Source organism: Pseudoalteromonas sp. SG44-5 (assembly GCF_014164175.1).
Taxonomy (GTDB): Bacteria; Pseudomonadota; Gammaproteobacteria; order Enterobacterales; family Alteromonadaceae; genus Pseudoalteromonas; species Pseudoalteromonas nigrifaciens.
The window spans coordinates 17,036-44,025 of record NZ_JACJES010000008.1; the positions used below are offsets into that span (position 1 = coordinate 17,036).

Genomic DNA, 26,990 nt, shown 5'->3' on the forward strand with positions numbered 1-26,990 from the left:
TTTTAACTAATTATAATAACGAACAGGTTAAGGATTACAATGAACGAAGAAACGCAAAACGCAGCAGCACAACAAGAAACTGGCGCACAATTTACTATTCAACGTATTTACACAAAAGACGTGTCGTTTGAAACGCCAAATTCTCCAGCTATTTTTCAAAAAGAATGGACACCAGAAGTTAAGTTAGACCTAGACACTCGCTCTAATAAGTTAGACGAAGGTGTATTTGAAGTGGTTTTAGCACTAACAGTGACTGCATCTATTGGCGAAGAAACGGCCTTTTTATGTGAAATTCAACAAGCAGGTATTTTTACTATTGCTGACGTTGAAGAAACACAACTTGCTCATATGCTTGGTGCATTTTGCCCTAACGTATTGTTTCCATATGCGCGTGAAGCTGTTTCTAACCTTGTTAACCGTGGTACTTTTCCACAGCTTAACCTTGCGCCAGTTAACTTTGACGCATTATTTGCACAATACATGCAACAACGCACAGCGCAAGCTGAGCAGGCATCAGTAGACGCTTAAATTATGAGTACAGCAACTTCAGCTGTTACTGTATTAGGGGCGGGGTCTTATGGCACCGCCCTTGCTATTTGTTTAGCCCGAAATGGTCACCAAGTGACACTTTGGGGGCGCAATAGCGACGACGTTGCCACGCTTGCAGCTGAGCGAAAAAATCAACGTTACTTACCTGATATTCCTTTTCCCGACACTTTAACTCTTGAAGCCGACTTACAGCGTGCTGCTGCAAGTAGTGAAATAGTGTTAGTGGTTGTGCCTAGCCATGCATTTGGCGACACCTTAAAGCAAATTAAACCTGCTTTACAGCAAGGCGCAAAAGTTGCGTGGGCAACTAAAGGGTTAGAGCCAAATACCGGACGCTTATTACAAGAAGTTGCAGTACAAGAGCTTGGCGATGCAATTCCATTAGCGGTGCTTTCGGGGCCAACATTTGCTAAAGAAATGGCCATGGGATCACCTACTGCTATTTCGGTTTCATCCACCTCTACAGAGTTTGCACAACAGTTAGCTGATTTACTGCATTGCGGTCGCTCATTTAGAGTGTACAACAATGATGATTTTATTGGCATACAGCTAGGTGGTGCGGTTAAAAACGTTATTGCTATTGGTGCAGGCATTTCCGACGGCGTAGGTTTTGGCGCTAATGCACGCACGGCACTAATTACTCGCGGCCTTGCAGAACTAACACGCTTAGGCTGTGCTTTGGGTGCAAAACCCGAAACCTTTATGGGGATGGCAGGCCTTGGCGATTTAATTTTAACCTGCACAGATAATCAATCGCGTAATCGTCGCTTTGGTTTAGCGTTAGGCAAAGGCGAAAGCGTAGAAGCTGCAATAGAGTCTATAGGCCAAGTGGTCGAAGGCTTTAGAAACACTAAAGAAGTGTATTTATTAGCGCAGCGCAGCGGTGTAGAAATGCCAATCACCGAGCAAATCTATAAAGTACTGTACGAAAATAAAGACATGAAAGAAGCGGCTATGGCTTTATTAGGCCGAGAGCAGCGCTCAGAATAAAAGGGCAGCTTTCATAAAACTAGGTTTTAGGTGTCAGGTTTTAGATAGACATTAGCCAAGCTCGGTGTGTGGGTTAAACCACAGACGGGCTTAATGTCGCGCAGGTTAATCTTTAAACCTGCGCGAGGTAAGCCCCCCCTACAAGTTAGGCGCTTGGTTTATTCACTTACCTAAAACCTTGCGCCTAAAGCTCCTTACTTTGCGCCCGGAAACCCAAGTTGGCGCCACGATTCATACACAAACACCGAAACCGCGTTAGATAAGTTCATACTGCGGCTATTGGCTTGCATCGGAATGCGTACCCGTTGCTCGTTTGGAAGCGATTGAATTAGCTCATCCGGAAGGCCGCGTGTTTCAGGGCCAAATACTAAACAGTCGCCGGCCTCGTATTGTGCCTGATGATGAAATTGGCTGCCTTTAGTGGTGCAAGCGTATATTTTTTTAGGCTTGCATGCTTCTAGGTAAGCTTCAAACGAAGCATGGCGCTGTACATGGCTAAATTCATGATAATCAAGGCCGGCACGTTTTATTCGTTTGTCATCCCATGCAAAGCCAAGTGGCTCAATTAAATGTAGCGAATAGCCCGTATTTGCACATAAGCGAATAATATTACCCGTATTCGGTGGGATTTCAGGTTGGTATAAAACAATATCCAGCATAACGAGCCTTATAAAATAGTCAGTAATTTAACGATTTGCAGTATACACAGAAAGCGTGTAAAAAACTGATATACTCACTTTATTCAATACACTTATTAACGGATAAATACGTGCATAATCGCAGTTACGAATTTTGGGTAAAAACCTCTAGTTTAGTCACTATGGTCATGGTGAGCTTAATGATTGCAGCTAAAACCTGGGCATGGCTTGCCTCGGGTTCAGCGTCAATGCTGGGCTCATTAACCGATTCACTCATGGATATTACCGCCACAGCTATGAGTTTTTTAGTATTAGGTTATGCGCTGCGCCCCGCTGATGATGACCACCGTTTTGGTCACGGTAAAGCCGAAGCGCTTGCTGGGCTAGGGCAGGCCGCATTTATTGCAGGTTCTGGCTGTTTGTTAGCATTTCATAGTATAGAGCGCTTGTTTAATCCTTTAGAGCTCACTCATTCATTATTAGGTGTATGGGTAAGTATTTTTGCCATTGCCTGTACGTTAGTGATTGTATTTGTACAAAATAAAGTAGTTAAACATACCGAATCTATCGCAATAAAAGCCGACTCAGTACATTACAAAGGCGATTTAATTTTAAATGCTGCGGTGCTACTGGCTATTTTACTCTCGTATTATGGGGTGTTGTACGCCGACCCTATTTTTGCAGTTGGCGTTGCCGGTTACCTACTTTATAACAGCTGGGATATAGCCCGAGATAGCGCAGATCACTTAATGGACAAAGAGCTGCCAGACGAAGAAAAACAACGTATTTTAGATGTATCGAAAAGCCATATCGATGTGCGCGGTGTACACGGTGTGCGTACCCGTCAAGGTGGGAAAGTTAAGTTTATTCAATTACATTTAGAGCTAGATGATCACCTAAGTTTAATTCGCGCGCACAATGTAGCCGATGAAGTAGAGGCAATGATCACTAAAGAATTTGAGTCAGAAGTTGATATTCTAATTCACCTAGACCCTTTGTCTTCCGTGGAACTGAGTGACACTGAGGGACACTGAGGGAGCCGCAGTAACTGAGCCGTAAGCAAAGCTGGTATCTCAGGTTAAAACCAAGCAAACACCGGATTTAACCTGATACCTTTGCCTTAGACGTTAGTTTACCTCGCGCAGGGTTTTAAAAATTTAACAAGCGCGGCATAAAGCCCCGCCTACGGTTTAACCCAAACACCGAGCTTGGTTTTTTCTCTACCTGAAACCTAACAGCTCAAACATAAACCTTTGCCGTAGGCGGGAGTTTACCTCGCGCAGGGTTTTAAAAATTTAACAAGCGCGGCATAAAGCCCCACCTACGGTTTAACCCAAACACCGAGCTTGGCTAACTCCTACCAAAACCTGACGCCTAATACCTAAAACCTAAACCTTTGCCGTAGGCGTGAGTTTAGTTTACCTCGCGCAGGGTTTTAAAAGCTTAACAAGCGCGGTATAAAGCCCCGCCTATGGTTAACCTAAACACCGAGCTTGGTTTTTTCTCTACCTGAAACCTGACGTCTAATACCTCAAATCTAAACCTTTGCCGTAGACGTTAGTTTACCTCGCGCAGGGTTTTAAAAGCTTAACAAGCGCGGCATAAAGCCCCGCCTATGGTTAACCCAAACACCGAGCTTGGTTTTTTTCTACCTAAAACCTGACGCCTAATACCTAAAACCAGCTCTTCCACACCTATTCACAAAACTGGTACAAACTTGTTAGCAATGGCTGGCGTATTTCATCACGCTCAAATAATAGTTCGTGCTTAGCACCGGCAAAGCTCTTTATTATTGCCTGGTTATGTCGGTTTGCTAATTTATATTGCGCGGCGTTATCTACTACTTCGTCGCGCTCTGCGCTGGCAATAAACAGCGGAATATTAATGCTTAACTTATCAACCGATGCAATAAAGGTAAATGCGGCTTGTAGCCAACCATAGGTTACGCCACCAAGTTGCAGTAGTGGGTCTTGATAAGTTTGCCTAAAGTTTTTATAACGCACTTGGCTGCTAGTTAATGAGTTTAAAGCAAACTCTTCTGGGCTGTAATCGTTTTGCCCTAGGGCATAACTTTGTGAAAAACCGAAAAAAACAGCTGCGTTAGCAATTAGTTTTGCCAGCGGTTTTGGAGTGTTTTTAGTGTGAATGTCAAACATAGGTGCCGATAAAAACAACCCACTAAAGTTATTTTCAAAATGAGCTAAATAGTCAAAGGCAATTGCGCCGCCCATTGAGTGGCCAAGCAGTATTTTTTTGCCTTGCCAGTGGTTATCAACAATTTGTTGATTAAATAAATGCAGGTCGTGGCGATAATCAGTAAAGCATTTTACATAGCCTTTATGCTTATTGGCTAACTGTCGGTAAGAGCGACCTTGGCCTTGATGATCAACAATAAACACGGCAAAATTATTACTGTACAGCTCCCACAATAGCTCTTTGTATTTATCAAGCCCTTCAATGCGCCCTGAGCTAATAACAATCGCGGTATGCGCATGCTCAGGTTTTGCATAGGCGTAAAATAACTGCCCGGCAGGGGTATTTAAATAGGCTTTAACTAGGGTGTTGTTATAAAAATCATTAATACTGGGTTGATTATTAACAAGCTCGTTTTCACTACTGTAAAACATTCGCTACTCTTTTATTATTGGCAAAGTAACCATGGCGCACAGGCCACCTTGTGGTTTATTTGATAAAACCAAGCTGCCGCCATGAGCAATAATCGCATTTTTGGCAATCGCTAAGCCTAAACCCGTGCCACCACTCACTCGGTCACGCGCATCTGACTGCCTAAAAAACGGCTCACATAGCTTGCTAAGCTGGTTGTTTGGTACACCTGGGCCATCATCACATATTTCAATATAAATGGCATCACCGTGCTTTAGGGTAAGGCTAATAGTGTGCTGTGCATATTTAATCGCGTTGCGCAGTAAGTTTTCCAGTGCGCTGGCAATTAGCGCTTCATCGCAATTTAGTGTTACCGCCGCCGAGCCGCTTACTTGCAGTTGCTTGTTGTGCTGTTTTGCTTCAAAGGTGGCATCGTTAAGTACATGATCAACAATATCTTGCAGTGACTGTTTGTGTAGCGATAACGCTTGGCTATTTGCCTCTAAACGCGACACTTGCAATACATCGGCAATCATTTTATCAAGCTGGTTGGCTTCTTTTTCTATGCGAAGTAAATACGATTGGCTGGCTTCGTTAGCTTGCATTTGCGCAAGGCCGGTCGCCATTTTTAAGCGAGTAAGTGGCGAACGTAGCTCGTGTGATATATCGGCTAGTAGGCGCTTTTGTGCGCTAATTAATTGCGCTAATTGGTCGGCCATACGGTTAAAGTCGCGCCCTAATATTCCCAGCTCATCTTTACGATTTACCGAAATTGCGGCGCGCGCTGTTAAATCCCCCGCAGAGAGTTTTATAGCGGCTTTTTTTAAGCTATTAATAGGGGCAATTAAGTTACGGCTAAATAAAAAACTTAAAATAAGTGAGGCAATAATAGCAATTGATATTTTTATCCAACCCGGCATTAACTTTAACCGCAGATATAGCGGCGTATGGTTGTAAATATCTATTTCATATAAATAAAAATCACCCTCAGGTACTCTAATTTTTATTGGCCCAATTGCTTGGTATTTTTCGGTATAAATAACTTGCGGCGGCATGCTCTTAGTAAAGTTAAGCAAGCTTAAATCAACATCGGCGGGTATGCTTTTATTTGTTAGCGAATCTTCTAGCTGCTCTGCATTTAAATACAAAAGCTTACCATTAGTACGTCGAGGGTGCTTTAGCGTATCGTTAAGCAAACGCTTGTGCTTTATGGTAGAGCGCTCAATGTTTTTAGCGGTATAAGCTAAGTTTTTTTCCATTGGGCCATGCAAAGGGTTATAACTAACAGAGTTAATAGTTGTAACACTACTTAAAAATATAAGTGCCGCACCTGTGCCAATAATAGTTAACCAAAACCAAGTAAAGATTTTAAAAAACAAATAGTGCCGAGGGTGTTTAAGCCAGCTAAAACTTGCCAATTTATTCGCCTTGAATAAAGACATAGCCCGTCCCTCTAATGGTTTTAATTAGCTCGTTAGGTAGGTGTTCAGCTATTTTTTTACGAATGTTGCTAACGTGCATATCAATAGAGCGATCAAACGAGGCTAAGCGCCTGCCAAGTACATCTTCACTTATTTGCTCTTTACTAACCACCTCGCCAGCACGTTTGGCAAGTAATGCGAGTATTTCGTATTCGGTGCCAGTAAGGGTTAAGGTTGTTTGTTTAATTAAGGCTTCACGAGCAGCCAAATTAATAATAATACCGTTAACCACTAATTTATTATTGCTAGTGGCATTCATGGTGGTTATATGTTCAATACGGCGCGTAATTGCTTTAACTCGAGCAAGTAATTCACGATGATTAAAAGGTTTAGGTATGTAATCGTCTGCGCCAAGTTCAAGGCCAAAAATACGATCAAAATCTTCGCCTTTGGCGGTAAGCATAATTACCGGTGTAAGCTTGGTTTGCCTAAGTTGTTTAAGTACTTCAAAACCATCAAGGGTAGGCAGCATTACATCAAGTAGTATTAGTGCGTAGTCGTTCGCTTGCGCTAGTTTTAAGCCCTGCTCGCCGTCGTGTACGCTTTGCACGTTAAATCCTTGCGCGGTTAAATACTCGCTTAATAGCTCACACAAACCTGTGTCGTCATCAATCATTAATAGTTTCATTTTCAAACCCTTGAGTTGTGCCGTATGAGCTGATTTTACCTGCTAAATAGTACAAAAGTGAATCTTTACATAACCTTTACACTGCTTTGCGTTACTTTGCATTGCAGCGGGTATAGTTAGCTCAACAGATTAAAACAACCAATCCAATAGTAAAGGTAATGATTATGACTAAAGTAAATACACTTTCAAAACTAGTACTTATTTGTGGCTTAGCAACCGCTACTTTCGGTGCAACCAGTGTTATGGCCAAAGGCGATATGCATAAGCAAGGTCGCCACTCACAAGCGCACTTTTTACTATCGGAGCGCGGCGCTGATAAACTCGATTTAACACAAGAGCAGCAAACTAAATTAGAAGCTATATTTGCAGCACAAAAAACGCAAATGCAAGCACTTAAAGGCACCGACAAAGAAACGCGTAAAGCACAGCGCACCGCTCACAAAGCTAAAACGGAAAGCTTGTTATCAGCAGCAACGTTTGACGAAAATGCAGCAAAAGAGCTACTAGCTCAACGCCACGAAAAAGGTGAGGAAATGGGTTTAATTAAATTAAAAACTCAGCACCAAGTGTGGCAAGTTCTAAATGCAGAGCAGCAAGAAAAGTTTGCAAAAATGCAAAAGCGCATGGGTAAGAAAAAACATTCAAAATAGCTCGGTGTTTAAATTACCCGTAGGCGGGGCTTGCCACCGCGCTGCGCGCACGTAGTGCTAAAGATATATTCACAAAGAGGTTAAGAGCCGCTGCGCTTTAGAGGAGTAAACAGTAAATTAGTTGTTTAAATGGCTTCTCATTTGCTCTCATTGTCTTCTCTTTGTGAAAAAGGTTGGTTTTAGCTAGAGCCAAGATCGGTGTTTAAATTACTCGTAGGCGGGGCTTTATGCCGCGCTGGTTAAAACTTAAAAACTATTGCGCGAGGTAAACTCCCGCCTACGGGTTGGGGGTTTATTGTAGGCGGGGCTTTATGCCGCCTAGTTAAACTCTAAAACTATTGCGCGAGGTAAACTCCCGCCTACAAATTCCAGACAAAAGACAAAGCCAAGCAAGGTGCTTGGCTTATATACTTTGCTGCTCTCTAAAATTTATTTTCACTTAAAAAAGTCATCTTCATTTTTTGCCATCATGGCTTCTATGTCTTCAATCATGTCTTGGCTAAAATCTTCAGCTGAAGTGATAGGGGCTGAAATTCTGTTATTTTCAAACGACCATTCGCCTAAATCAATAAGCTGACAACGTTTTGAACAAAACGGGCGGTGTGGGCTTTGCTCTGACCATTCAACCTTACTTTTACAGGTTGGGCAGTTAACAATAGTTGGCATAGTAATCTCTCAATCTTGTTTTAAATGGTGCTGTCTAATAGCCAAACTATAAGTCAGTTTAAATGCTTTTAGTATTGTATTGGCTTTTATAGAGTCGTATCATTTTTCTGATACCTGATACCTGATACCTGATACCTGATACCTGATATTAAAAACTCGTTACCCGATTAATCTCAGCTAAGGAGGTCATGCCGTCGGCGGCTTTACGAATGCCCGATAAACGCAGGTTATTAAATCCGGCTTTAAGCGACACTTCAGCTATTTCTAGTGAGTTACCACCGCGCATTATAATTTGTGCTATTTCTGGGGTAATTTTCATTACTTCGTAAATACCTACACGGCCTTTATAACCATCGGTACAGTTTTCGCAACCTTTAGGAGCATACAAGGTCATTTCACTAATTTGCTGCTGGCTAAAACCTTGACGTAGCAGTTCTTCACTAGGTAAATTTTCAGGTGTTTTACATTTAGGGCATAAGCGGCGCGCTAGGCGCTGAGCTATAATTAAACTAATTGAACTTGCTACGTTATATGCAGGTACGCCCATGTTTAATAAGCGGGTAATGGTTTCGGGCGCTGAGTTAGTATGCAAGGTCGAAAGCACTAAGTGACCTGTTTGCGCCGCTTTAATTGATATTTCGGCGGTTTCTAGGTCACGTATTTCACCTACCATTACTACATCGGGATCTTGGCGTAAAAATGCGCGCAATGCGTTGGCAAAGGTCATATCGGCTTTAATATTAATTTGTACTTGGTTAACCCCTTCGAGGTTAATTTCTACCGGATCTTCGGCGGTACTAATATTGCGCTCTGGCTGGTTTAATATATTTAAGCCGGTGTAAAGCGATACCGTTTTACCCGAGCCTGTAGGCCCAGTTACTAATATCATTCCTTGTGGTTGCTCAAGCGCATCCATATACAGCTTTTTTTGCTCGGGTTCGTAACCTAATACATCAATGCCAAGCATGGCGCTAGATGAATCAAGAATACGCATTACAATCTTTTCGCCCCATAAAGTGGGCATGGTGCTTACCCGAAAGTCGATACTTTTACGCTCGGTTATTTTTAGCTTTATGCGGCCATCTTGTGGTTTACGTTTTTCGGCAATATCAAGGCGCGACATTACTTTAATACGCGCGGAAAGCTTAGTAGCTAAACTGTTTGGTGGGCTGGCTACTTCGTGCAAAATACCGTCAATTCTAAAGCGAATTCGGTATTTGTGCTCGTAGGGTTCAAAGTGTAAATCAGACGCACCTTTTTTAATCGCATCCATTAATATTTTATTGATGTAAACAATGATTGGTGCATCGTCTTTATCATCGTCTTTAGGAGTGTCTTTTTGTATATCGGCGTCTAGTTCGGCAAACTCTTTAAACTCGTCATCGCTTAAATTTAAGCTGCCAGTGGCATCAAGCAATTGTTCTATTTTTTTATCGAGTTGAATGTAGTCAACCACTACCACTTCGCAAGACAAACCAGTACTAAATTCAAAGTTTTCAAATGCGCCGTAATCGGTAGGATCAGAGGCGGCAATATACACTTTTCTGCCTTTTTGTACTAAAGGCAAAATATGATGCTTACGGATCAGTTTTTCTTTTATTAACTCAGGAGAAATAAGTGCAGTATTAAAGTCTTTTAAATCAAAAAAAGGCACCCTAAATAAATCAATGCATTGCGCCGCTAAATCTTTACTGTCAATTTTTCCGCATTTAGCAATAAGCTCAGCAGTAGAGGCAAACTCTTGCTGTTTAGTTTTTACTATATTGGCATCAACACGGCCAAGGGTAATAAATTTTCTTAATAACGGTGAGTTAATATTCATTGCGCACCTGTATAAATCCTTCAATAGTTAGCAATTTATCAGAAAAAAGCAGGGATTACATTGCCCATCACAATCTAGGCTAATTTTAGCAACTAAAATAGCTGTTTTTATAATTTATGGCTATTTTAACGCCAATTTTAAATAGCCTTTATGTAAAGCAATTAAGTCGTGTTTAACCAAAGCTAAGCTGCGATCGTTATTTAAAATATCATCTGCTTGTTGTTGTTTTTGTTCACGTGACATTTGCGCGGTAATAATACTATTTACTTGATCTAAGCTTATGTTATCACGTTTAACCGTACGCTCTATTTGCACGTTTTTTGGCACGTCTATAAGTAAAGTGCGGTTACAGTATTTATCAAGGCCATTTTCAAAAAGTAGCGGGGCAACCAGTACCACATAAGGGCTGGTGGCGTTATTTAAATCGGTAATAATTTGCTGGCGAATAAGTGGATGTAATAGCGTATTTAACCAGCTTTTATGCTCAGTATTGCTAAAAACTAGCTCGCGTAAAGCACTGCGGTTTAAGTTGCCGTCGGCTAAGAGTATATCAGCACCAAAGTGTGCAACAATTGCCTTTAACCCTTCGCTGCCTGGCTCAACTACTTGGCGAGCAATAATGTCGGCATCAACAACGCAAATATCCAGCGCTTCAAGCATATTACTTACAGCCGTTTTACCACAGCCTATACCGCCAGTTAAACCCAGTACCCAATTATTAATGTTTGTTACTTTAACTGCTTGTTCGCTCATATTAGTAACCAATTAAATTAAAGTAGTTAGCTTGCAGTTGCTCGCCCCATAACATAGTGATCCAGCCTGCAATAGCTAGGTAGGGGCCAAACGGAATGGGCGTGGCTTTGTCTTTTCCTTGAATCGTTAATAGCGCAATACCAATAATGGCGCCCACTACGCTCGAGAGCAAAATAATAGTCAATAACGATTGCCAGCCAAGCAAAGCACCAAACACGGCAAGTAATTTAAAGTCGCCATAGCCCATGCCTTCTTTACCGGTAAGTAATTTAAATAACCAAAATACGCTCCACAAACTCAAATAGCCGCAAGCAGCACCAATAATGGCATCAGCTGGGGTAACGGTATAGCCCAGTACTGCTGCAATAAGCGCCAGCCATACAAGCGGTAGGGTAATTTGGTCGGGCAGGAGCATATGGTCAATATCAATAAAGGTAAGTGCCACTAAAGCCCAAGTAATTGCTATATAAAGTAAAGCCTGCTCAGTAGCACCCAACTTATACGCAACAACTAAGCTCAATAGTGCAGTTATTGCCTCTACAATAGGGTAGCGAGCCGATATAGGGTTACTACAACTGGCGCATTTACCTTTTAAAAATAACCAGCTAACTACGGGTATATTTTGCCACGCTTTAATTGCGGTTTTACATTTAGGGCAGGTAGAGTTGGGCTTAATTAAATTAAAAGTTGAGTTTAAAGACTCGCTTTCATCTGCTTTATTACTTTTAAGTTCGCTTTCTAAAAGCAGCCGGCATTCGCCTTGCCATTCGCGTTGCATCATTAGTGGCAAGCGGTAAATAACTACATTTAAAAAACTACCAACACATAAACTCACCAAGCCAATAGTGGTTAAATAAAACCACAATTCACTTTGCATTACTTCTATAATACTTTGCATATAACGACCAAATAATTAAATAATGAGTTTAAAAACTAAATAACAGAGCCAAGTTGGAATATAGGCAAGTACATGGCAACAATTAGACCACCTACTAGCACGCCTAATACGGCCATGATTAATGGCTCTAGCAAGCTTGAGAGCCCATCTACCGCATCATCAACTTCTTGCTCATAAATAGTCGCTACTTTGGCTAACATGCTATCAAGTGATCCCGACTCTTCGCCAATAGCCACCATTTGTATTACCATGTCAGGAAATATTTTAGAATTACGCATTGCCCAGTTCATTTGATTACCCGAGCTTACTTCGGCTTTTATTTCTAAAATAGCATAACGATAAACCGCATTACCCGAGGCGCCTGCGGCAGAGTCCAGCGCATCAACTAGCGGTACACCAGCAGCAAAGGTGGTCGAAAGCGTACGCGCGTAGCGGGCAACAGCCGCTTTATTTAAAATCATACCAATAACGGGCAGTTTTAATATAGCTCGGTCGGTAGCATCACGTAACTTTAAACTTTTAAGGTGTGCTTCTTTAAAAGCCCAACCAAAGGCAAATATTATTATAAGTATTATCCACCAGTACTCTTGCATAAATTCCGATATAGCAATTACAAATAAGGTAAAAGCAGGGAGTTCAGCGCCAAATCCGGCAAAAATATCCTGAAATTGTGGTACTACAAATATTAGCAATATAGAGGTAACAATAAGTGCGATAACTAATACCGCGATAGGGTAAAACATCGCTTTTTTAATTTTTGATTTAAGCGCTTCAGACTTTTCTTTATAAATGGCAACCCGGTCGAATATTTTATCTAAAGCGCCAGACTGCTCTCCCGATGCCACTAAATCACAATATAAATCATCAAAATAACGGGGATGGCGCCTTAGTGCTCGCGATAACGGTTGGCCTGCTTTAACTTCATCAGCAATGGTTTCCATGAGTTTACCAAGGCTTTTATTAGTCGCTCCAGTACCAATCATTTCAATTGACTGTATTAGCGGTACACCCGCCATAAGCATGGTGGCAATTTGCCGAGTGACTATGGCAATATCTTTAGGGGTGATTTTTTGTAAGCGTGCACCAAATAACGGTTTGGCTTTACGCTTTACTTTTGAGGGGGTAATACCCTGTTTACGCAGTTGGGCTTTTACTAACGCAACACTAGAACCTGTAAACTCACCTTCTAAACGTTTCCCGCGAGTGCTAACGCCTACCCACTCAAAGGTATCTTGCCCTTTTTTTTCTTGTTGTTTAGCCATATTGATTCCATATCACCATGAAGGTATAACATTTAGCTTAGTGCTATATAATAGCTGCAAAATTGCACATAAACAATTGATGCAAAAGCTTTTACTAACTTATAACAAAATGATGGAATCATGTATGTTAAAACAAAAACTTAAACAGAAACTCCAGTGGTCAATTATACATTTACTCTTAGGGGCTTTGGTTTTAACTATTGCTGCAATGCTTATTTATTTAAATTGGTTTTATGATGGTCGTTATTTGCTAACAGATTTGGTTGGCTTAGCGGTAATAATATTTACCTTAGATCTTATTTTAGGCCCAGTACTGAGTTTTTGGCTACTCTCACCAGATAAAGCAAAGAAAGAAAATGTCATCAATATTTTATTAATCGTATTACTGCAAGCTGTATCATTTAGTTATGGTGTTGTTCAAATAGACAGCCAAAGGCTTGCCTATATTATTAAATGGCAAAGCTCTTATTTTGCTGTATCAAAAGGTAATTCCAGGCTAAGTGAAACCTCGGAACATTTTTACAATTTTAACGAGCCTAAAATAGGTACTACTAATAGGAGTAAGTACGATAAGCTTATTAAAGAGTCGATTTCGCCAGTAGAAATGTATGAGTTTTTTGAAGCATCAAGTTATGCAACAGAGTGCGGGATACAGTGCGTAGTAATAACAAAAAAAGGTATAGTAAATGTTACAAAGGATGGTAGTAGCCTTGTTTTTAGCAAGTCCCTTCGTTAATGCAGGTGCTAGTTGCTAATAGTTCCCATTGCAGTTGGTTCGCATTTATTGTTGCAAGCATAATATAAGTATCGCCTACGCTAGAAATAGATGCTTCGTTACTAGCTGTTGATTTTATTTGGATGCTTTGGGTGGTGTTGGCAATTTCAATGTCGGAGATAAACTCAGGGGCTAAAAAGTCTGATTTATTACTGCCTAATTTGCTAAAAGTATTACAATTATTTAGAGATTCCTTTGTATAAAAGCAAATTTCAATATTACGTTGTAATGTGTTGGTTGCTAAAACGACTTCGGTAAATTTAGCGCGCTTATAATGGTTGTTATAAGCAGGCAGAGCTAATGATATTAATATCCCCATAATGGAGATAGTTATCATTAGCTCTATTAAAGAAAAACCGTAGGCTTTCCTCATTTTATATTTTCTTAACAAAGACCTGCAGCGATACATGTACTCTTGTCATCTACAGCCCAAGTTAAAGAGCCTGTTGTTTCGGTCGGCACTAAAATATAGTTCATACTGTTTACGTCAGATGTTCCAAGGGCTGTGATAGCTGCTGTTTCAGCTTTAAGTGTCACGCTAGCAACATTTTTACCAGAAGAAACACCAGCTTGCATACCTATTTTAGCCGCAGTATCACAGTTTTTTAAATCGCCAGCTCCACGTGTTTGGAAACATACATCTATTAAGCCTTTAGCTGAAGATGCAGCTAGCACAACTTCAGAAAAACGTGCTTTTTTAGTATATGTTTGGTACTGCGGTAACGCGATTGCAGCCAAAATGCCGATAATTGCGATAACAATCATTAATTCAATTAGGGTGAAACCCTTTTGGTTCTGTTGTGTCATTGTTTTCATGTTTCCTCTCCTAAAGGATAATGTTGTGGTAAATAAGCGTTATTTAAGTAGCATTAGTGCTTGGCTTAATTTGTTTATTTAACCTGTTTACTTAATTTGTTTATTTAAACAGTTTACTTAACTTGTTTATTTAAAGAACAAACTTTACTGTACAGCGTATTTTGGTTTGTATAAACAAGAACACGTTGTGCATTTAGTTATTAAAGTTACCAATATTTAGCACTTTAATGTGTTATTGAGTTGCTTTTATATTTATAAATTAGCTTATATTTTTAGGTATAGCTGTATAAATACTTAACTTTTTTATGCATTTCATTGCACTCATTAATATTAAACCAGCTAATTAGTGCTTTTATATTAATGGTACATTCATTTATAGTACAACAGCGTGAGTTTACCACTGTTTTTTACTTTTTAGTACACGGATTATATTTAAAAAAAGTATTTTATTTAACAAAATGTTAAAAAGCAATCCTTTCGGGTTATTTAATGCTTTATAGTATCTATTGTCAATGAATTAGCGCAGTTTAAATTTAAAGTCTGCGTTATTATTAATCAAATCGCATTGATAAATCGATTGATTGTAAGTTTTTTGTTAACGCTCCGCTTGATATAAAGTCTACCCCAGCTTGTGAGTAAGTTTTAAGCGTTTGTAGGGTCATATTGCCCGAAACCTCAAGTTTTGCACGTTTGTTAGTAACCACTACAGCTTGTTTAATTTGCTCTACGTTAAAGTTGTCGAGCATTATAATATCGGCACCTGCATCAAGCGCTTGTTTTAGATCAACAAGTGATTCAACTTCTACTTCTATTGGTTTGTTTGGTTGGTTTTGTTTAGCTTGCGCCACGGCTTTGTTTATACCGCCACACGCTGCTATGTGATTTTCTTTTATTAAAAACGCGTCGTATAAACCAATACGGTGGTTTGCACCGCCGCCACATTTAACGGCGTACTTTTGTAAAATGCGTAAACCAGGTATGGTTTTACGGGTATCGAGTAGTTGGGTTTTTGTACCCGCAAGTTCTTTTACATAATGAGCTGTGGTAGTAGCAGTACCCGAAAGTGTTTGTACAAAGTTAAGTGCTGTACGCTCGGCAGTTAAAATAGCGCGAGCCGAGCCTGTTGCTGTAAATAAAGTACTGTTAGCTTTAACTGCATCGCCATCGTTTACTAGTACATTTACTACAACACTAGGGTCTACTTGCTTAAATACTTCAATAATTAGGTCTTTACCACAAAATATGCAGTCTTCGCGGGTAATTACTTTAGCGTTCGCTTGCTCGTTTGCTGGAATAAGTTGCGCGGTAATGTCGCCATTTTCAGCACTTTGGTAATTTAAATCTTCACCAAGTGCAAGAGTAACTAGTTGACTAACTAAAGTGTGTGGAATAGGCATAAAAAAGCTCGTAACAGTAAATAAATTAAGCAAATTTTACTATGTTTGAATTGCAATAACCAGCTTTGTAGTAAAGGCTGGTATCAGGTTTTAGGGAAGAGCAGGTTTTAGGTTTCAGGTTTTAGGTAGAGATAAGCTCGGTGTTTAAATTACCTGTAGGCGAGGGCGCCGCACGTAGTGCGAAAAACATATTCACAAAGAGGCTAAGAGGGCGCTGCGCTTTAGAGTAGTAATAAGTAAATTAGTTGTTTAAGTGGCTTCTCATTTACTCTCTTTGTGAAAAGGTCGGTTTTAGGTAAAGATCAAAGCAAGCTCAGTGTTTAGGTTACACGTAGGCGGGGCTTTATGCCGCGCTGATTAAAATTTAAAAACAGCGCGAGGTAAACTCCCACCTACAAGTTCGCTGTTTGGTAAGCTTTTATTGCTTCGTCTATCATTTTTAAATTAAATCCTTTAGCATCGATGTTATGTAGATCTTTTGATTTAAATTATGAACATAGATTTAAATGGGGTGGTAAATTGTGCTTTGCAGCGTGGTTGTTCGCATTTTGATGAGCGCCCGAGTGATACAGACGTTTCTTTATTGGTAATTCACAATATATCCTTGCCGGCGGGGCAGTTTGGTACACCCTATGTTGATGATTTATTTATGGGTACGCTTAATTGTGAAGCGCATAGTAGCTTTAGCGATTTACACGGTGTGCGGGTGTCGGCACATTGCTTTATTAAACGCAGCGGTGAGCTAGTGCAGTACGTGCCATTTACTAAGCGAGCATGGCATGCTGGGGCGTCTGAGTTTAACGGGCAAACTAACTGCAATAACTTTAGCATTGGCATTGAGCTTGAGGGAACCGACACCACAGCTTATACTTTAGCGCAATACACTAGTTTAAAAACACTAAGTAAAGCCATAATGCAACGCTATCCAAATATAACAACAGAGCGAATTGTAGGGCATTGCGATATAGCACCAGGGCGAAAAACAGACCCCGGTAGTAGCTTTAACTGGCATTTATTTTTAACTATGCTTAAACAATCAGGCTAAGTGAGTAACAACAATGATTTTGGTTTCGATAATAATTGCATTAATACTTGAGCGCTTAGGTGCTCGTTCAGCCCATTGGCAAATTAGCTACTACGCAGACGGTTATGTAAATCGCTCGGCAAACCTGCTCACTAATAAAGGCGTATTTGGCTCGGGTGTTGGCTTTTTAGTGTGGCTACTTTTACCTGTACTGGCTATTGGTTGTTTATATTTGCTGTCTGACTTTGTGCTGTGGCAACTTATTTTTAATGTAACAATATTACTCGTGTGTTTTGGCTGTGCTAAGCAGCGTGCATTATATAAGTCGTACTTAAACGCTTTAACCCGAGATGATAAAACTGCGGCTACCTTATATGCACTGCAAATGGGCCAAAATCGCACAGAAGAAGAGCAAGACGGCGAAACAGTTGGACAAACCCTGGCATGGGTTAACTTTAGATTTTACTGCGCGGTGATTTTTTGGTTTGTAATATTAGGCGTAGCCGGTGCGGTTTTATATGCACTCGTGCGCACATTCGCAGATTTAGTAACGCAAGATGACGACGAAATAATAGCAAAGCATTCTAAAATGCTACACAGATTATTATTTTGGCTTGATTGGTTACCAGCGCGCATTACCAGCTTTGGTTATTTAGTAATAGGTAACTTTAATAAAGGCACTAGTTGCTGGTTACGCTACGCGCTTGATTTTTCAAGCCCTAACCGCAAAGTGGTTACTTACACTGCCTTAGCCGCAGAGCAAGTAGAAAAACGCTACTACGACTGCGCGTACGAAGCCACTTGTATGATTAAATTGGTAAAACGTAATGTATTGTTTTATTTAGTACTGATTGCATTATTAACCCTGTTTGGTGGGCTGGATTAAAAAACATTGCGCGAGGTAAACTCCCGCCTACGGGCTAACACCTAAACTCTCCGCTATCACTTTTACCCTCCCTGGTCTGACCAATTTATTTTCGTCTCATTTACCTTTCTTTATTTATACTATTTTGTGTATTCTTTAAACTTTGCGCTGAATGCGTTACGCTGGCTAAGTGTCCTTAAAGCTACTGTAAATTGACAGCAATTAGGCTTTTTGTTACCGTATGTCAAAATTTGGTATGACCAATTTACCTTTTGGTTAAATTGTTCAGTTCAAAGCCTGGTTTTAAGGGCTTTTGGTATTTATACAACGCGGACGTTGACTGATGTCTTTAAAGATTAAAGCTGCAAAATTATCGGATGTGATTTTACAACAACTTGAGAACATGATTCTTGAGGGGTCGTTGGCACCAGGCGAAAAACTGCCACCGGAGCGTGAGTTAGCTAAGCAATTTGAAGTGTCGCGGCCATCACTGCGCGAAGCAATTCAAAAGCTTGAAGCTAAAGGTTTAGTAACCAGACGCCAAGGCGGCGGTACGTATGTAAAAAATCAGCTCGAAGAAGGGCTTACTGATCCGCTGTTTGATTTGATCAGTAAACACCCTGAGTCGCAGTTTGATTTACTTGAATTTCGCCATGCATTAGAAGGGATTGCTGCGTATTACGCTGCACTGCGTGGCACCAATAACGATTTTATTAAAGTAAAACAAAGCTTTGATCAAATTGCTTTGGTACAAGACGACTTACAACAAAAAGCGAAAGCAATAAATGCTTTTCATTTTTGTATTGCAGAGGCGTCACATAACATTGTTTTACTACATTTAGTGAGAGGCATGCAGGCATTGCTTGAGCAAAATGTATTGCAAAATTTAACCGTGTTATTAACAAAATCAGATATCAGTAACCAATTAGGCCACCACCGTGGTTTGCTAATGGATGCTGTTATTGAAGGTAAGCCCGAAGAAGCACGTTTAGCTAGTAATGCGCATTTAGCATATATAGAAGAAGCATTACTGGAAGCGGGTAAAGAACATTCGCGAATTGAACGCAGTTTAAGACGCACCAAACAAAATTAAGCAAATACATCCTTACTCAAAATTAGTAAGTGGGATGTGTTAAATACACAACATTCGTATTTTAAACATAAGGAAACCTCCATATGTCTGAAGTCAATAAAATTGACGTAGACGCGCTAGAAACACAAGAGTGGTTACAAGCTCTTGAATCGGTTGTGCGCGAAGAAGGTGTTGAACGAGCTCAGTTTTTACTTGAGCAAGTGTTAGAGCAAGCCCGTTTAGATGGCGTAGATATGCCAACGGGTATTACCACTAACTACGTCAATACAATTCCGGTAGAGCAAGAACCTGCTTACCCGGGAGATGTAAATATTGAACGCCGTATTCGTTCAATAATTCGTTGGAACGCGATAATGATTGTATTGCGTGCATCGAAAAAAGATCTCGATTTAGGCGGCCATATGGCGTCTTACCAATCGTCTGCGGCATTTTATGAAGTGTGTTTTAACCACTTTTTTAAAGCACCAAACGATGTAGACGGCGGCGACTTAGTTTATTACCAGGGGCATATTTCTCCGGGTATTTATGCACGCGCATTTGTTGAAGGGCGTTTATCGGCATCACAGCTAGATAACTTCCGTCAAGAAGTAGGTGGCGAAGGTTTACCGTCGTACCCGCATCCTAAATTAATGCCTGAATTTTGGCAGTTTCCTACGGTTTCTATGGGCCTTGGTCCAATTTCGTCTATTTACCAAGCACGCTTTTTAAAATACCTAGACGGCCGTGGCTTAAAAGACACTAAAAACCAACGTGTATATGCCTTTTTAGGTGATGGCGAAATGGATGAGCCAGAGTCTCGTGGCGCTATTTCATTTGCTGCACGCGAAAAGCTAGACAACCTATGTTACTTAGTTAACTGTAACTTACAGCGTCTAGATGGCCCAGTTATGGGTAACGGTAAAATTATTCAAGAGCTAGAGGGCCTATTTAAAGGCGCTGGCTGGAACGTAATTAAGCTAGTGTGGGGCAGCGGTTGGGATATATTACTGGCTAAAGATAAAACCGGTAAGCTATTACAACTAATGAACGAAACGGTTGATGGCGATTACCAAACGTATAAAGCAAAAAATGGCGCGTATGTACGTGAACATTTCTTTGGTCGTTACCCTGAAACAGCAGCACTTGTTGCTGATATGACAGATGACGAAATTTTTGCGCTTAAGCGTGGTGGTCATGAGCCATCTAAATTATTTGCTGCATTTAAAAAAGCAGAAGAAACCAAAGGTCGTCCTACTGTTATTCTTGCTAAAACCGTTAAAGGTTACGGCATGGGTGAAGCAGCTGAAGGTAAAAACATTGCGCACCAAGTTAAAAAAATGGACATGTCGCATGTTGCACACCTACGCTCACGCCTAGGCCTTGACGATTTAATATCTGAAGAGCAACTAACCGAACTGCCTTATTTAACACTTGAAGAAGGCACTCCTGAGCACACTTACTTACACGCTCGTCGTGAAGAGCTTAAAGGTTATACACCTAAGCGTATTGCACGCTTTAGCGAAAAGCTAACAGTGCCAGAAGTAGAAGCGTTTAACCCGCTACTTGAAGAACAAAAACGTGATATTTCTACCACTATGGGTTTTGTTCGTGCCCTTAATATTTTACTAAAAGACAAAGGCATTGGTAAAAACATAGTACCTATTATTGCCGACGAAGCACGTACCTTTGGTATGGAAGGTTTGTTCCGCCAAATTGGTATTTATAACCCGCATGGCCAAAACTACACACCTCAAGATCGCGATATTGTTTCTTACTATAAAGAAGCTACATCGGGTCAAGTACTGCAAGAAGGTATTAACGAGTTAGGTGCAATGTCGTCATGGGTTGCTGCAGCAACATCGTACAGCACCAACGATTTACCAATGATCCCATTTTACATTTACTACTCTATGTTTGGTTTCCAACGCGTTGGCGACATGGCATGGATGGCAGGCGATCAGCAAGCACGTGGTTTCTTATTAGGTGCAACAGCAGGGCGTACTACGCTTAACGGCGAAGGCTTACAACACGAAGATGGCCACAGCCATATTCTTGCCAGCACAGTACCTAACTGTATTTCTTACGATCCAACGTACGCATACGAAGTAGCGGTTATCATTCAAGATGGTATTCGTCGTATGTATGGTGACGATCAAGAAAACATTTACTACTACTTAACGTTAATGAACGAAAACTACCATCAGCCAGCTATGCCAGAAGGCGCTGAAGAAGGTATTCGTAAAGGTATTTACAAGCTAGAAAGCTACGCAGGCAAAAAAGCCAACGTACAGCTATTAAGCTCGGGTACTATTATGACTGAAGTACGTAAAGCAGCTAAAGTATTGAGCGAAGACTACGGTGTTGCGTCTGACGTATTCTCAGTAACGTCTTTCAACGAGCTAACGCGCGATGGCCAAGATGTTGAGCGTTTTAACATGCTTAACCCTGAAGGCGAGCAAAAAACAGCGTATATCACTAGCGTATTAAACGATTCAGTAACGGTTGCAGCAACCGATTACATGAAAAACTACGCAGAGCAAGCGCGTTCGTTTATCCCAAGCAATAACTATAAAGTGTTAGGCACCGATGGTTACGGCCGCTCTGATAGCCGCGAAAACCTTCGTCGTCACTTTGAAGTTAACGCAGACTACGTTGTAGTTGCTACGTTATCTGAACTTGCTAAACGTGGTGAAGTTGAAAAGTCGGTAGTTATTGAAGCACTTAAAAAGTTCAATATCGACACCAACAAACTTAACCCACTGTACGCATAAGAGGTTTGCAATGAGTATTGAAATTAAAGTACCCGATATCGGTGGTGATGAAGTAGAAGTAACCGAAATCTTAGTAGCCGTTGGCGACTTTGTTGAAGTTGACCAAGCATTACTAACCGTTGAAGGCGACAAAGCATCAATGGAAGTGCCGGCCGATACAGCTGGCACAGTAAAAGAGATTAAAGTAAGCGTTGGCGACAACGTAGCTACTGGCTCTTTAGTGTTTATCTTTGAAGGCGAGAGTGAAGGCGAAAGTGCAGATAAAAGCGACAGTGCAGCAGAGCAAAAAGCGCCTGCAACTGACGCTAAACCAGCACCAGCGGCTTCTAGCTCTGCAGCACAAGACGTAACCTTGCCAGATATTGGCGATGACGAAGTTGAAGTAACTGAAATTTTAGTAGCCGTTGGCGACAGCGTTACTGAAGATCAGTCTATTTTAAGCGTTGAAGGCGACAAAGCGTCAATGGAAGTACCTGCGCCGTTTGCTGGCACAGTTAAAGAAATTAAAGTAGCGACTGGCGATACAGTAAAAACCGGTTCATTGGTATTTGTATTTGAAGTAGCGGGTAGTGAGTCTGCAGCACCAGCTGCTGAGTCAACACCAGCCGAAACTAAAGCAGCACCGGCAGCCGAGCGAAGCTCAGCATCAAGCACAAAAGAAGTTAACGTGCCTGATATTGGTGGCGACGAAGTTGAAGTGACCGAAGTTTTAGTAGCCGTTGGCGACAGCGTTACTGAAGATCAATCGTTACTAAACGTTGAAGGCGACAAAGCAGCAATGGAGCTTCCTGCGCCGTTTGCTGGCACAGTTAAAGAAATTAAAGTAGCTACTGGCGACAAAGTATCGACCGGCTCGTTAATTTTTGTTTTTGAAGTTGCTGGTGGCGCACCTGCTGCAGCCGCTAAACCTGAAGCCGAAAAATCAGCACCTGCTGCTAAAAGCGAAAAGCCAGCACCAAAAGCCGAAACAGCGACGCAATCTGCTCCAGCAGCTAGCAACGAAAGCTTTGCTGATAACAGCGCGTATGCACATGCATCGCCTGTGGTACGCCGCTTAGCACGTGAGTTTGGTATAAACCTAGCTAACGTAAAAGGCTCTGGTCGTAAAAACCGCGTAGTAAAAGATGACGTGCAAAACTATGTTAAAAACTTAGTTAAGCAAGTTGAATCTGGTCAATTGTCGGCAGGTAAAGGCAACGCAGGCGGCAGTGAGCTTGGGCTTATTCCATGGCCTAAAGTTGATTTTGCTAAGTTTGGCGAAATTGAAGAGAAAAAACTATCGCGTATTCAAAAGCTATCGGGTAAAAACTTACACCGTAACTGGGTGCAAATCCCACATGTTACTCAGTTCGACGAAGCCGATATAACCAGCCTTGAAGAATTCCGTAAAGAGCAAAATGCCCTTAACGAGAAGAAAAAGCTAGGTGTTAAAATTACGCCATTAGTATTTGTAATGAAAGCCGCAGCAAAAGCATTGGCCGAATTTCCAACTATTAACTCGTCACTGTCTAACGACGGCGAAAGCTTAATTCTTAAAAAGTACATTAATATTGGTGTAGCGGTTGATACGCCAAATGGTTTAGTAGTACCAGTGTTTAAAGATGTTGATAAAAAAGGCATTATTGAACTATCGCGCGAGCTAATGGAAGTATCTGTTAAAGCACGCGACGGTAAGCTTACCTCGGCAGATATGCAAGGTGGCTGTTTTACTATTTCAAGCTTAGGCGGTATTGGCGGTACGGCATTTACGCCGATTGTTAACGCGCCAGAAGTGGCTATTTTAGGTGTGTCTAAATCTGAAATGAAGCCAAAATGGAATGGTAAAGAGTTTGAACCAAAACTTATGGTGCCATTGTCAATGTCGTACGACCATAGAGTGATTGACGGTGCGCTAGCAGCACGCTTTACTGTTACGCTGGCAAGCTACATGAGCGATATTCGTCAATTAGTGATGTAATTGCTAAAAATGTATGAAATCAAATCCCAGCCAGTTGTTTTTTGCTGGGATTTTTACCATTTGCAATGATACAATCTTTGCACAGAATTTCTGCCTCGCAGAAGCATGGCAGTTAAACCTTGGGGCTGTGTCCCGTTCAAATAATTAAGGTAATAGCATGAGCAACGAATTAAAAACTCAAGTTGTTGTACTAGGCGGTGGTCCTGGTGGTTACTCTGCGGCTTTCCGTGCTGCTGACTTGGGCTTAGAAGTTACACTAGTTGAGTCTCGCGATACACTAGGCGGTGTATGTCTAAATGTGGGTTGTATCCCTTCAAAAGCGCTTTTACACGTAGCTAAAGTAATTGATGACGCAGCGGCAATGGCCGATCATGGCGTTACTTTTGGCGCACCACAAATTGACTTAGACAAAATCCGTTCATGGAAAGACTCTGTTATTGGCCAACTAACTGGTGGCTTAACTAGCATGTCGAAAATGCGTAAAGTTAAAGTTGTATACGGTTACGGTAAATTTACTGGCAGCAACACCATTGCTGTTGAAGGCACCGACGGTACAACAACAATTACGTTCGATAACGCAATTATTGCTGCAGGTTCTAAACCAGTTAGCTTACCTTTCATCCCAGAAGATGATCGCGTAATTGACTCAACTGGCGCACTAGAGCTTAAAGATATCCCTGAAAAGCTACTTGTACTTGGTGGTGGTATTATTGGCCTAGAAATGGGCACAGTATACCGTGCACTAGGTTCAGCAATCGACGTAGTTGAATTTGCTGATCAACTAGTACCTGCTGCTGATAAAGACATTGTTAAAATTTACCAAAAGTACGTAAGCGACAAATTTAATGTAATGCTTTCTACTAAAGTAACGGGCATTGACGCAAAAGACGATGGCCTATATGTAACGTTTGAAGGTAAAAACGCACCAGCAGAACCAGTACGTTACGACAAAGTACTTGTAGCAGTTGGCCGTACACCAAACGGTAAGTTACTTGATGCAGATAAAGCAGGCGTTAACGTTGATGATCGCGGCTTTATTAATGTTGATAAGCAGCTTAAAACAAACGTTGAGCACATTTTTGCAGTGGGCGACATTGTTGGTCAGCCTATGCTTGCGCATAAAGCAGTTCACGAAGCACACGTTGCAGCTGAAGTTATTTCTGGTCAAAAACATTACTTTGATCCTAAATGTATTCCTTCAATTGCCTACACAGATCCAGAAATGGCGTGGGTTGGTGTAACTGAAAAAGAAGCAAAAGAGCAAGGCCTTAGCATTGAAACTGCGGTATTCCCGTGGGCTGCATCAGGTCGTGCAATTGCATCTGCACGTACTGAAGGCTCTACTAAGCTTATTTTTGATAAAGAAAGTGGCCGTGTAATCGGTGGCGCTATGGTTGGTATTAACGCAGGCGAAATGCTGGGCGAAATTGGCCTAGCAGTAGAAATGGGCGCAGATGGCGAAGACTTAGCACTTACCATTCATGCTCACCCAACATTGAACGAATCAATCGGCCTAGCAGCTGAAATTTACGAAGGTTCAATCACTGACTTACCAAATAAAAAAGCAGTTAAAAAGAAAAAGTAATTTCTTTTAGTTAATTGTTTAAAAACCCAAGCCCAGCTTGGGTTTTTTTATGGGCGAAAAAGCAGGTTTTAGGTATTAGGTATTAGGTTTCAGGCAGAGATCAAACCAAGCTCAGTGTTTAGGCCGTCCGTAGGCGGGGCTTTATGCCGCGCTTGTTTAAGGTTCAAAAAACATTGCGCGAGGTAAACTCCCGCCTACGGGGTTGGGTGTTTGTTGTAGGCGGGGCTTTATGCCGCGCTTGTTTAAGGTTCAAAAAACATTGCGCGAGGTAAACTCCCGCCTACAGGTGGGTGTTTGTTGTAGGCGGGGCTTTATGCCGCGCTGGCTAATTAAAAAACATTGCGCGAGGTAAACTACCGCCTACGGGTAGGTGTTTGTTGTAGACGAGGCTTTATGCCGCGCTGGTTAAAATTAAAAAACATTGCGCGAGTTCAAGTAATATAAATACAATCCCAATGAGGATAAAAAGCAACACTCTTAACTAAAGATGCTCTAAGGGGATTTGCTACTATATAACGAGCACAATTAGTTAAGTCGCTTTCATCCCTAATTAAATGGTCATAAAAATCAGGTTGCCACAGCTTTTGTATTAAAAATTGATCCCTTGCTTGTTTTGTACAGCGACCTTTGAATGTACGAATCAAGCAGCTAAGAGAAGAGCTCATTTTTAATTGAAATAACCAATGTATATGATCGGGCATAAACACAAAGGCAATCGTTTTAGATGCGCCTTGTTCCTCTAGAACTCTCATTTCATTTATTAATAATCTATTTAAATAAAGATCAGTAAATAAGCATTGTCTGTCATATGTAACTAGAGTTACGTTGTAATAGTGATTAGCTAAAGATACACGCCCTTTACGAAGTAGCTGTGAATTTTTCATTTAAAAGAATCATTAGAAAAGTCATAATTTAAAAGTAGCAGTGATTTTTAAATTTGCCTAAGGTAAAGCTTTACGCCGCGCTTGTTTAAGGTTTAAAAAACATTGCGCGAGGTAAACTCCCGACTTCAGGGTTGTATCACCTTGTTAATACCTAAAGCCCTTACATATCTATTTTCATCAAATATAGCTACAATGCGCGCCTAATTTATTTAAGGTAAACCCCCCAGTGAAAAATGCCGTTTTAGCATTACGTGCCCAACAAATAAGCGAATCGCGCCGTGAGTTTAACGCTCGAGGCGCTAAAATGACACGTTGCCAGCAATGCCTACTTGCAGAGCTTTACTGTATTTGTGAAGGGGTTGTACAAGCCGATTGCGACGCCGCAGTGTGTTTACTTATGTATCATAATGAAAGCTTTAAACCTTCAAATACTGGGCGTTTAATTGCCGAAATAGTACCTGAAAACTATGCATTTAGATGGGACAGAACTGATCCCGATGCCAAACTTTTAGCATTAATAAACGATCCGCAATATCAACCTATGGTTGTATTTCCTGCTGAAGATGTAGAGCCGGGCAGAGCGGTAACTGAAGTAAATATAACAGCCGGTAAAAAACCGCTATTTATATTTCTAGACGGCACCTGGCGCGAAGCTAAAAAAATGATCCGCAAAAGCCCGTATTTAGATAACCTTCCGGTATTATCGATCACTGCCGACAAACTCTCAGACTACCGCCTTCGCGTTGCTCCCCATGCGCATCAACTTGGCACCGCAGAAGTGGCCATTATGGTGCTAGCGTTAGCGGGAGAGAAAGATGCAGCCATAAAACTAGAACAGCACTTTATAAAATTCCGCGATGCGTACTTATTAGGTAAACGCAATAAAGGTAGGCCAGAGTAGAA

At 41.2% G+C, this 26,990-nt stretch carries 25 protein-coding genes; 12 read left to right on the forward strand and 13 right to left on the reverse strand.

The features are described from left to right. The first annotated feature begins 39 nt into the window (after window positions 1-39). Complete coding sequence (secB, locus tag H5079_RS10405; RefSeq protein WP_011327080.1) at window positions 40-528, forward strand: protein-export chaperone SecB; 489 nt, start codon at window positions 40-42, stop codon at window positions 526-528. A gap of 3 nt (window positions 529-531) precedes the next feature. Then, a complete protein-coding gene (gene gpsA, locus H5079_RS10410) occupies window positions 532-1,539 on the forward strand; it encodes an NAD(P)H-dependent glycerol-3-phosphate dehydrogenase (protein WP_182684018.1) in 1,008 nt (335 codons plus the stop codon). 194 nt (window positions 1,540-1,733) lie between these two features. Here gpsA and trmL read toward each other — a convergent pair whose 3' ends face one another. Further along, entirely contained in the window at window positions 1,734-2,198 is a 465-nt protein-coding gene (gene trmL, locus H5079_RS10415; RefSeq protein ID WP_011327082.1) for a tRNA (uridine(34)/cytosine(34)/5-carboxymethylaminomethyluridine(34)-2'-O)-methyltransferase TrmL, read from the reverse strand. A gap of 110 nt (window positions 2,199-2,308) precedes the next feature. Here trmL and H5079_RS10420 point away from each other — a divergent pair, with 110 nt between their 5' ends. After that, window positions 2,309-3,211: a cation diffusion facilitator family transporter gene (locus H5079_RS10420; protein WP_310736337.1), complete on the forward strand. Its 903-nt coding sequence runs from the start codon at window positions 2,309-2,311 to the stop codon at window positions 3,209-3,211. A 660-nt stretch (window positions 3,212-3,871) separates the two neighbouring features. Here H5079_RS10420 and H5079_RS10425 read toward each other — a convergent pair. From H5079_RS10425 to H5079_RS10435, 3 genes are read right to left on the reverse strand one after another with little or no spacing between them, the layout of a single operon-like run. Then, on the reverse strand, window positions 3,872-4,804 hold the full coding sequence (locus H5079_RS10425) for an alpha/beta fold hydrolase (RefSeq protein WP_182684019.1): 933 nt from the start codon (window positions 4,802-4,804) through the stop codon (window positions 3,872-3,874). Between the two features lie 3 nt (window positions 4,805-4,807). Next, on the reverse strand, window positions 4,808-6,223 hold the full coding sequence (locus H5079_RS10430) for an ATP-binding protein (RefSeq protein ID WP_182684020.1): 1,416 nt from the start codon (window positions 6,221-6,223) through the stop codon (window positions 4,808-4,810). Continuing rightward, the gene (locus tag H5079_RS10435) at window positions 6,201-6,890 is read right to left on the reverse strand and encodes a response regulator transcription factor (RefSeq protein ID WP_182684021.1); all 690 of its coding nucleotides are present in this window, start codon (window positions 6,888-6,890) and stop codon (window positions 6,201-6,203) included. Before H5079_RS10435 ends, H5079_RS10430 begins: the two co-directional genes overlap by 23 nt. A 164-nt stretch (window positions 6,891-7,054) precedes the next feature. Here H5079_RS10435 and H5079_RS10440 point away from each other — a divergent pair, with 164 nt between their 5' ends. Beyond that, window positions 7,055-7,540, forward strand: a complete 486-nt coding sequence (locus H5079_RS10440) for a Spy/CpxP family protein refolding chaperone (protein ID WP_182684022.1) — start codon at window positions 7,055-7,057, stop codon at window positions 7,538-7,540. Between the two features lie 435 nt (window positions 7,541-7,975). On the opposite strand, the gene yacG is transcribed toward H5079_RS10440, so the two are convergent. The 5 genes from yacG to H5079_RS10465 form a co-directional block, all read right to left on the reverse strand. After that, a complete protein-coding gene (yacG, locus tag H5079_RS10445; RefSeq protein WP_011327088.1) occupies window positions 7,976-8,206 on the reverse strand; it encodes a DNA gyrase inhibitor YacG in 231 nt (76 codons plus the stop codon). A 148-nt stretch (window positions 8,207-8,354) separates the two neighbouring features. Beyond that, entirely contained in the window at window positions 8,355-10,028 is a 1,674-nt protein-coding gene (gene pilB / locus H5079_RS10450; RefSeq protein WP_182684023.1) for a type IV-A pilus assembly ATPase PilB, read from the reverse strand. A gap of 120 nt (window positions 10,029-10,148) precedes the next feature. After that, the gene (coaE, locus tag H5079_RS10455; RefSeq protein WP_182684024.1) at window positions 10,149-10,781 is read right to left on the reverse strand and encodes a dephospho-CoA kinase; all 633 of its coding nucleotides are present in this window, start codon (window positions 10,779-10,781) and stop codon (window positions 10,149-10,151) included. A 1-nt stretch (window position 10,782) separates the two neighbouring features. Next, window positions 10,783-11,679 carry an A24 family peptidase gene (locus H5079_RS10460; protein WP_182684025.1) on the reverse strand — a complete coding sequence of 299 codons (897 nt, stop codon included), beginning with the start codon at window positions 11,677-11,679 and terminating at the stop codon, window positions 10,783-10,785. A gap of 35 nt (window positions 11,680-11,714) precedes the next feature. Next, a complete protein-coding gene (locus H5079_RS10465) occupies window positions 11,715-12,941 on the reverse strand; it encodes a type II secretion system F family protein (protein WP_182684026.1) in 1,227 nt (408 codons plus the stop codon). Between the two features lie 124 nt (window positions 12,942-13,065). On the opposite strand from H5079_RS10465, the gene H5079_RS10470 reads away from it, so the two are divergent. Further along, window positions 13,066-13,677: a fimbrial assembly protein gene (locus H5079_RS10470; RefSeq protein WP_182684027.1), complete on the forward strand. Its 612-nt coding sequence runs from the start codon at window positions 13,066-13,068 to the stop codon at window positions 13,675-13,677. On the opposite strand, the gene H5079_RS10475 is transcribed toward H5079_RS10470, so the two are convergent. From H5079_RS10475 to nadC, 3 genes are all read right to left on the reverse strand, one after another. After that, window positions 13,658-14,089, reverse strand: a complete 432-nt coding sequence (locus H5079_RS10475; RefSeq protein WP_182684028.1) for a prepilin-type N-terminal cleavage/methylation domain-containing protein — start codon at window positions 14,087-14,089, stop codon at window positions 13,658-13,660. The two genes, H5079_RS10470 and H5079_RS10475, sit on opposite strands and share 20 nt — an antisense overlap. 11 nt (window positions 14,090-14,100) lie before the next feature. After that, a complete protein-coding gene (locus H5079_RS10480) occupies window positions 14,101-14,532 on the reverse strand; it encodes a prepilin-type N-terminal cleavage/methylation domain-containing protein (protein WP_182684029.1) in 432 nt (143 codons plus the stop codon). Window positions 14,533-15,083: 551 nt separating this feature from the next. After that, entirely contained in the window at window positions 15,084-15,929 is an 846-nt protein-coding gene (gene nadC / locus H5079_RS10485; RefSeq protein WP_182684030.1) for a carboxylating nicotinate-nucleotide diphosphorylase, read from the reverse strand. Between the two features lie 490 nt (window positions 15,930-16,419). Here nadC and ampD point away from each other — a divergent pair, with 490 nt between their 5' ends. The 6 genes from ampD to lpdA all read left to right on the forward strand — a co-directional run bounded on the left by ampD (window position 16,420) and on the right by lpdA (window position 25,203). Continuing rightward, on the forward strand, window positions 16,420-16,974 hold the full coding sequence (gene ampD, locus H5079_RS10490; protein ID WP_182684031.1) for a 1,6-anhydro-N-acetylmuramyl-L-alanine amidase AmpD: 555 nt from the start codon (window positions 16,420-16,422) through the stop codon (window positions 16,972-16,974). A gap of 13 nt (window positions 16,975-16,987) precedes the next feature. Beyond that, a complete protein-coding gene (gene ampE, locus H5079_RS10495; protein ID WP_011327100.1) occupies window positions 16,988-17,839 on the forward strand; it encodes a beta-lactamase regulator AmpE in 852 nt (283 codons plus the stop codon). A gap of 322 nt (window positions 17,840-18,161) precedes the next feature. Then, the gene (gene pdhR / locus H5079_RS10500) at window positions 18,162-18,911 is read left to right on the forward strand and encodes a pyruvate dehydrogenase complex transcriptional repressor PdhR (protein ID WP_011327101.1); all 750 of its coding nucleotides are present in this window, start codon (window positions 18,162-18,164) and stop codon (window positions 18,909-18,911) included. Window positions 18,912-18,994: 83 nt separating this feature from the next. Next, window positions 18,995-21,661, forward strand: coding sequence for a pyruvate dehydrogenase (acetyl-transferring), homodimeric type (gene aceE / locus H5079_RS10505; protein ID WP_011327102.1), 2,667 nt, complete (start codon window positions 18,995-18,997; stop codon window positions 21,659-21,661). A 10-nt stretch (window positions 21,662-21,671) separates the two neighbouring features. Then, a complete protein-coding gene (gene aceF, locus H5079_RS10510; RefSeq protein WP_182684032.1) occupies window positions 21,672-23,618 on the forward strand; it encodes a pyruvate dehydrogenase complex dihydrolipoyllysine-residue acetyltransferase in 1,947 nt (648 codons plus the stop codon). A 157-nt stretch (window positions 23,619-23,775) separates the two neighbouring features. Continuing rightward, window positions 23,776-25,203, forward strand: coding sequence for a dihydrolipoyl dehydrogenase (gene lpdA, locus H5079_RS10515; RefSeq protein WP_011327104.1), 1,428 nt, complete (start codon window positions 23,776-23,778; stop codon window positions 25,201-25,203). A gap of 431 nt (window positions 25,204-25,634) precedes the next feature. On the opposite strand, the gene H5079_RS10520 is transcribed toward lpdA, so the two are convergent. Next, on the reverse strand, window positions 25,635-26,087 hold the full coding sequence (locus H5079_RS10520) for an REP-associated tyrosine transposase (protein ID WP_182684033.1): 453 nt from the start codon (window positions 26,085-26,087) through the stop codon (window positions 25,635-25,637). A gap of 226 nt (window positions 26,088-26,313) precedes the next feature. Here H5079_RS10520 and H5079_RS10525 point away from each other — a divergent pair, with 226 nt between their 5' ends. Beyond that, window positions 26,314-26,988 (forward strand): tRNA-uridine aminocarboxypropyltransferase, encoded by a 675-nt coding sequence (locus H5079_RS10525; RefSeq protein WP_182684034.1) that lies wholly within the window; start codon window positions 26,314-26,316, stop codon window positions 26,986-26,988. Window positions 26,989-26,990: the final 2 nt, after the last annotated feature.

Excerpts from the sequence above, each read along its gene's own strand:
- secB (WP_011327080.1), top strand. The coding sequence starts at position 40 with ATGAACGAAGAAACGCAAAACGCAGCAGCACAACAAGAAACTGGCGCA.
- gpsA (WP_182684018.1), top strand. The coding sequence starts at position 532 with ATGAGTACAGCAACTTCAGCTGTTACTGTATTAGGGGCGGGGTCTTAT.
- trmL (WP_011327082.1), bottom strand. The coding sequence starts at position 2,198 with ATGCTGGATATTGTTTTATACCAACCTGAAATCCCACCGAATACGGGT.
- H5079_RS10425 (WP_182684019.1), bottom strand. The coding sequence starts at position 4,804 with ATGTTTTACAGTAGTGAAAACGAGCTTGTTAATAATCAACCCAGTATT.
- H5079_RS10430 (WP_182684020.1), bottom strand. The coding sequence starts at position 6,223 with ATGTCTTTATTCAAGGCGAATAAATTGGCAAGTTTTAGCTGGCTTAAA.
- H5079_RS10435 (WP_182684021.1), bottom strand. The coding sequence starts at position 6,890 with ATGAAACTATTAATGATTGATGACGACACAGGTTTGTGTGAGCTATTA.
- H5079_RS10440 (WP_182684022.1), top strand. The coding sequence starts at position 7,055 with ATGACTAAAGTAAATACACTTTCAAAACTAGTACTTATTTGTGGCTTA.
- yacG (WP_011327088.1), bottom strand. The coding sequence starts at position 8,206 with ATGCCAACTATTGTTAACTGCCCAACCTGTAAAAGTAAGGTTGAATGG.
- pilB (WP_182684023.1), bottom strand. The coding sequence starts at position 10,028 with ATGAATATTAACTCACCGTTATTAAGAAAATTTATTACCCTTGGCCGT.
- coaE (WP_182684024.1), bottom strand. The coding sequence starts at position 10,781 with ATGAGCGAACAAGCAGTTAAAGTAACAAACATTAATAATTGGGTACTG.
- H5079_RS10460 (WP_182684025.1), bottom strand. The coding sequence starts at position 11,679 with ATGCAAAGTATTATAGAAGTAATGCAAAGTGAATTGTGGTTTTATTTA.
- H5079_RS10465 (WP_182684026.1), bottom strand. The coding sequence starts at position 12,941 with ATGGCTAAACAACAAGAAAAAAAAGGGCAAGATACCTTTGAGTGGGTA.
- H5079_RS10470 (WP_182684027.1), top strand. The coding sequence starts at position 13,066 with ATGTTAAAACAAAAACTTAAACAGAAACTCCAGTGGTCAATTATACAT.
- H5079_RS10475 (WP_182684028.1), bottom strand. The coding sequence starts at position 14,089 with ATGAGGAAAGCCTACGGTTTTTCTTTAATAGAGCTAATGATAACTATC.
- H5079_RS10480 (WP_182684029.1), bottom strand. The coding sequence starts at position 14,532 with ATGAAAACAATGACACAACAGAACCAAAAGGGTTTCACCCTAATTGAA.
- nadC (WP_182684030.1), bottom strand. The coding sequence starts at position 15,929 with ATGCCTATTCCACACACTTTAGTTAGTCAACTAGTTACTCTTGCACTT.
- ampD (WP_182684031.1), top strand. The coding sequence starts at position 16,420 with ATGAACATAGATTTAAATGGGGTGGTAAATTGTGCTTTGCAGCGTGGT.
- ampE (WP_011327100.1), top strand. The coding sequence starts at position 16,988 with ATGATTTTGGTTTCGATAATAATTGCATTAATACTTGAGCGCTTAGGT.
- pdhR (WP_011327101.1), top strand. The coding sequence starts at position 18,162 with ATGTCTTTAAAGATTAAAGCTGCAAAATTATCGGATGTGATTTTACAA.
- aceE (WP_011327102.1), top strand. The coding sequence starts at position 18,995 with ATGTCTGAAGTCAATAAAATTGACGTAGACGCGCTAGAAACACAAGAG.
- aceF (WP_182684032.1), top strand. The coding sequence starts at position 21,672 with ATGAGTATTGAAATTAAAGTACCCGATATCGGTGGTGATGAAGTAGAA.
- lpdA (WP_011327104.1), top strand. The coding sequence starts at position 23,776 with ATGAGCAACGAATTAAAAACTCAAGTTGTTGTACTAGGCGGTGGTCCT.
- H5079_RS10520 (WP_182684033.1), bottom strand. The coding sequence starts at position 26,087 with ATGAAAAATTCACAGCTACTTCGTAAAGGGCGTGTATCTTTAGCTAAT.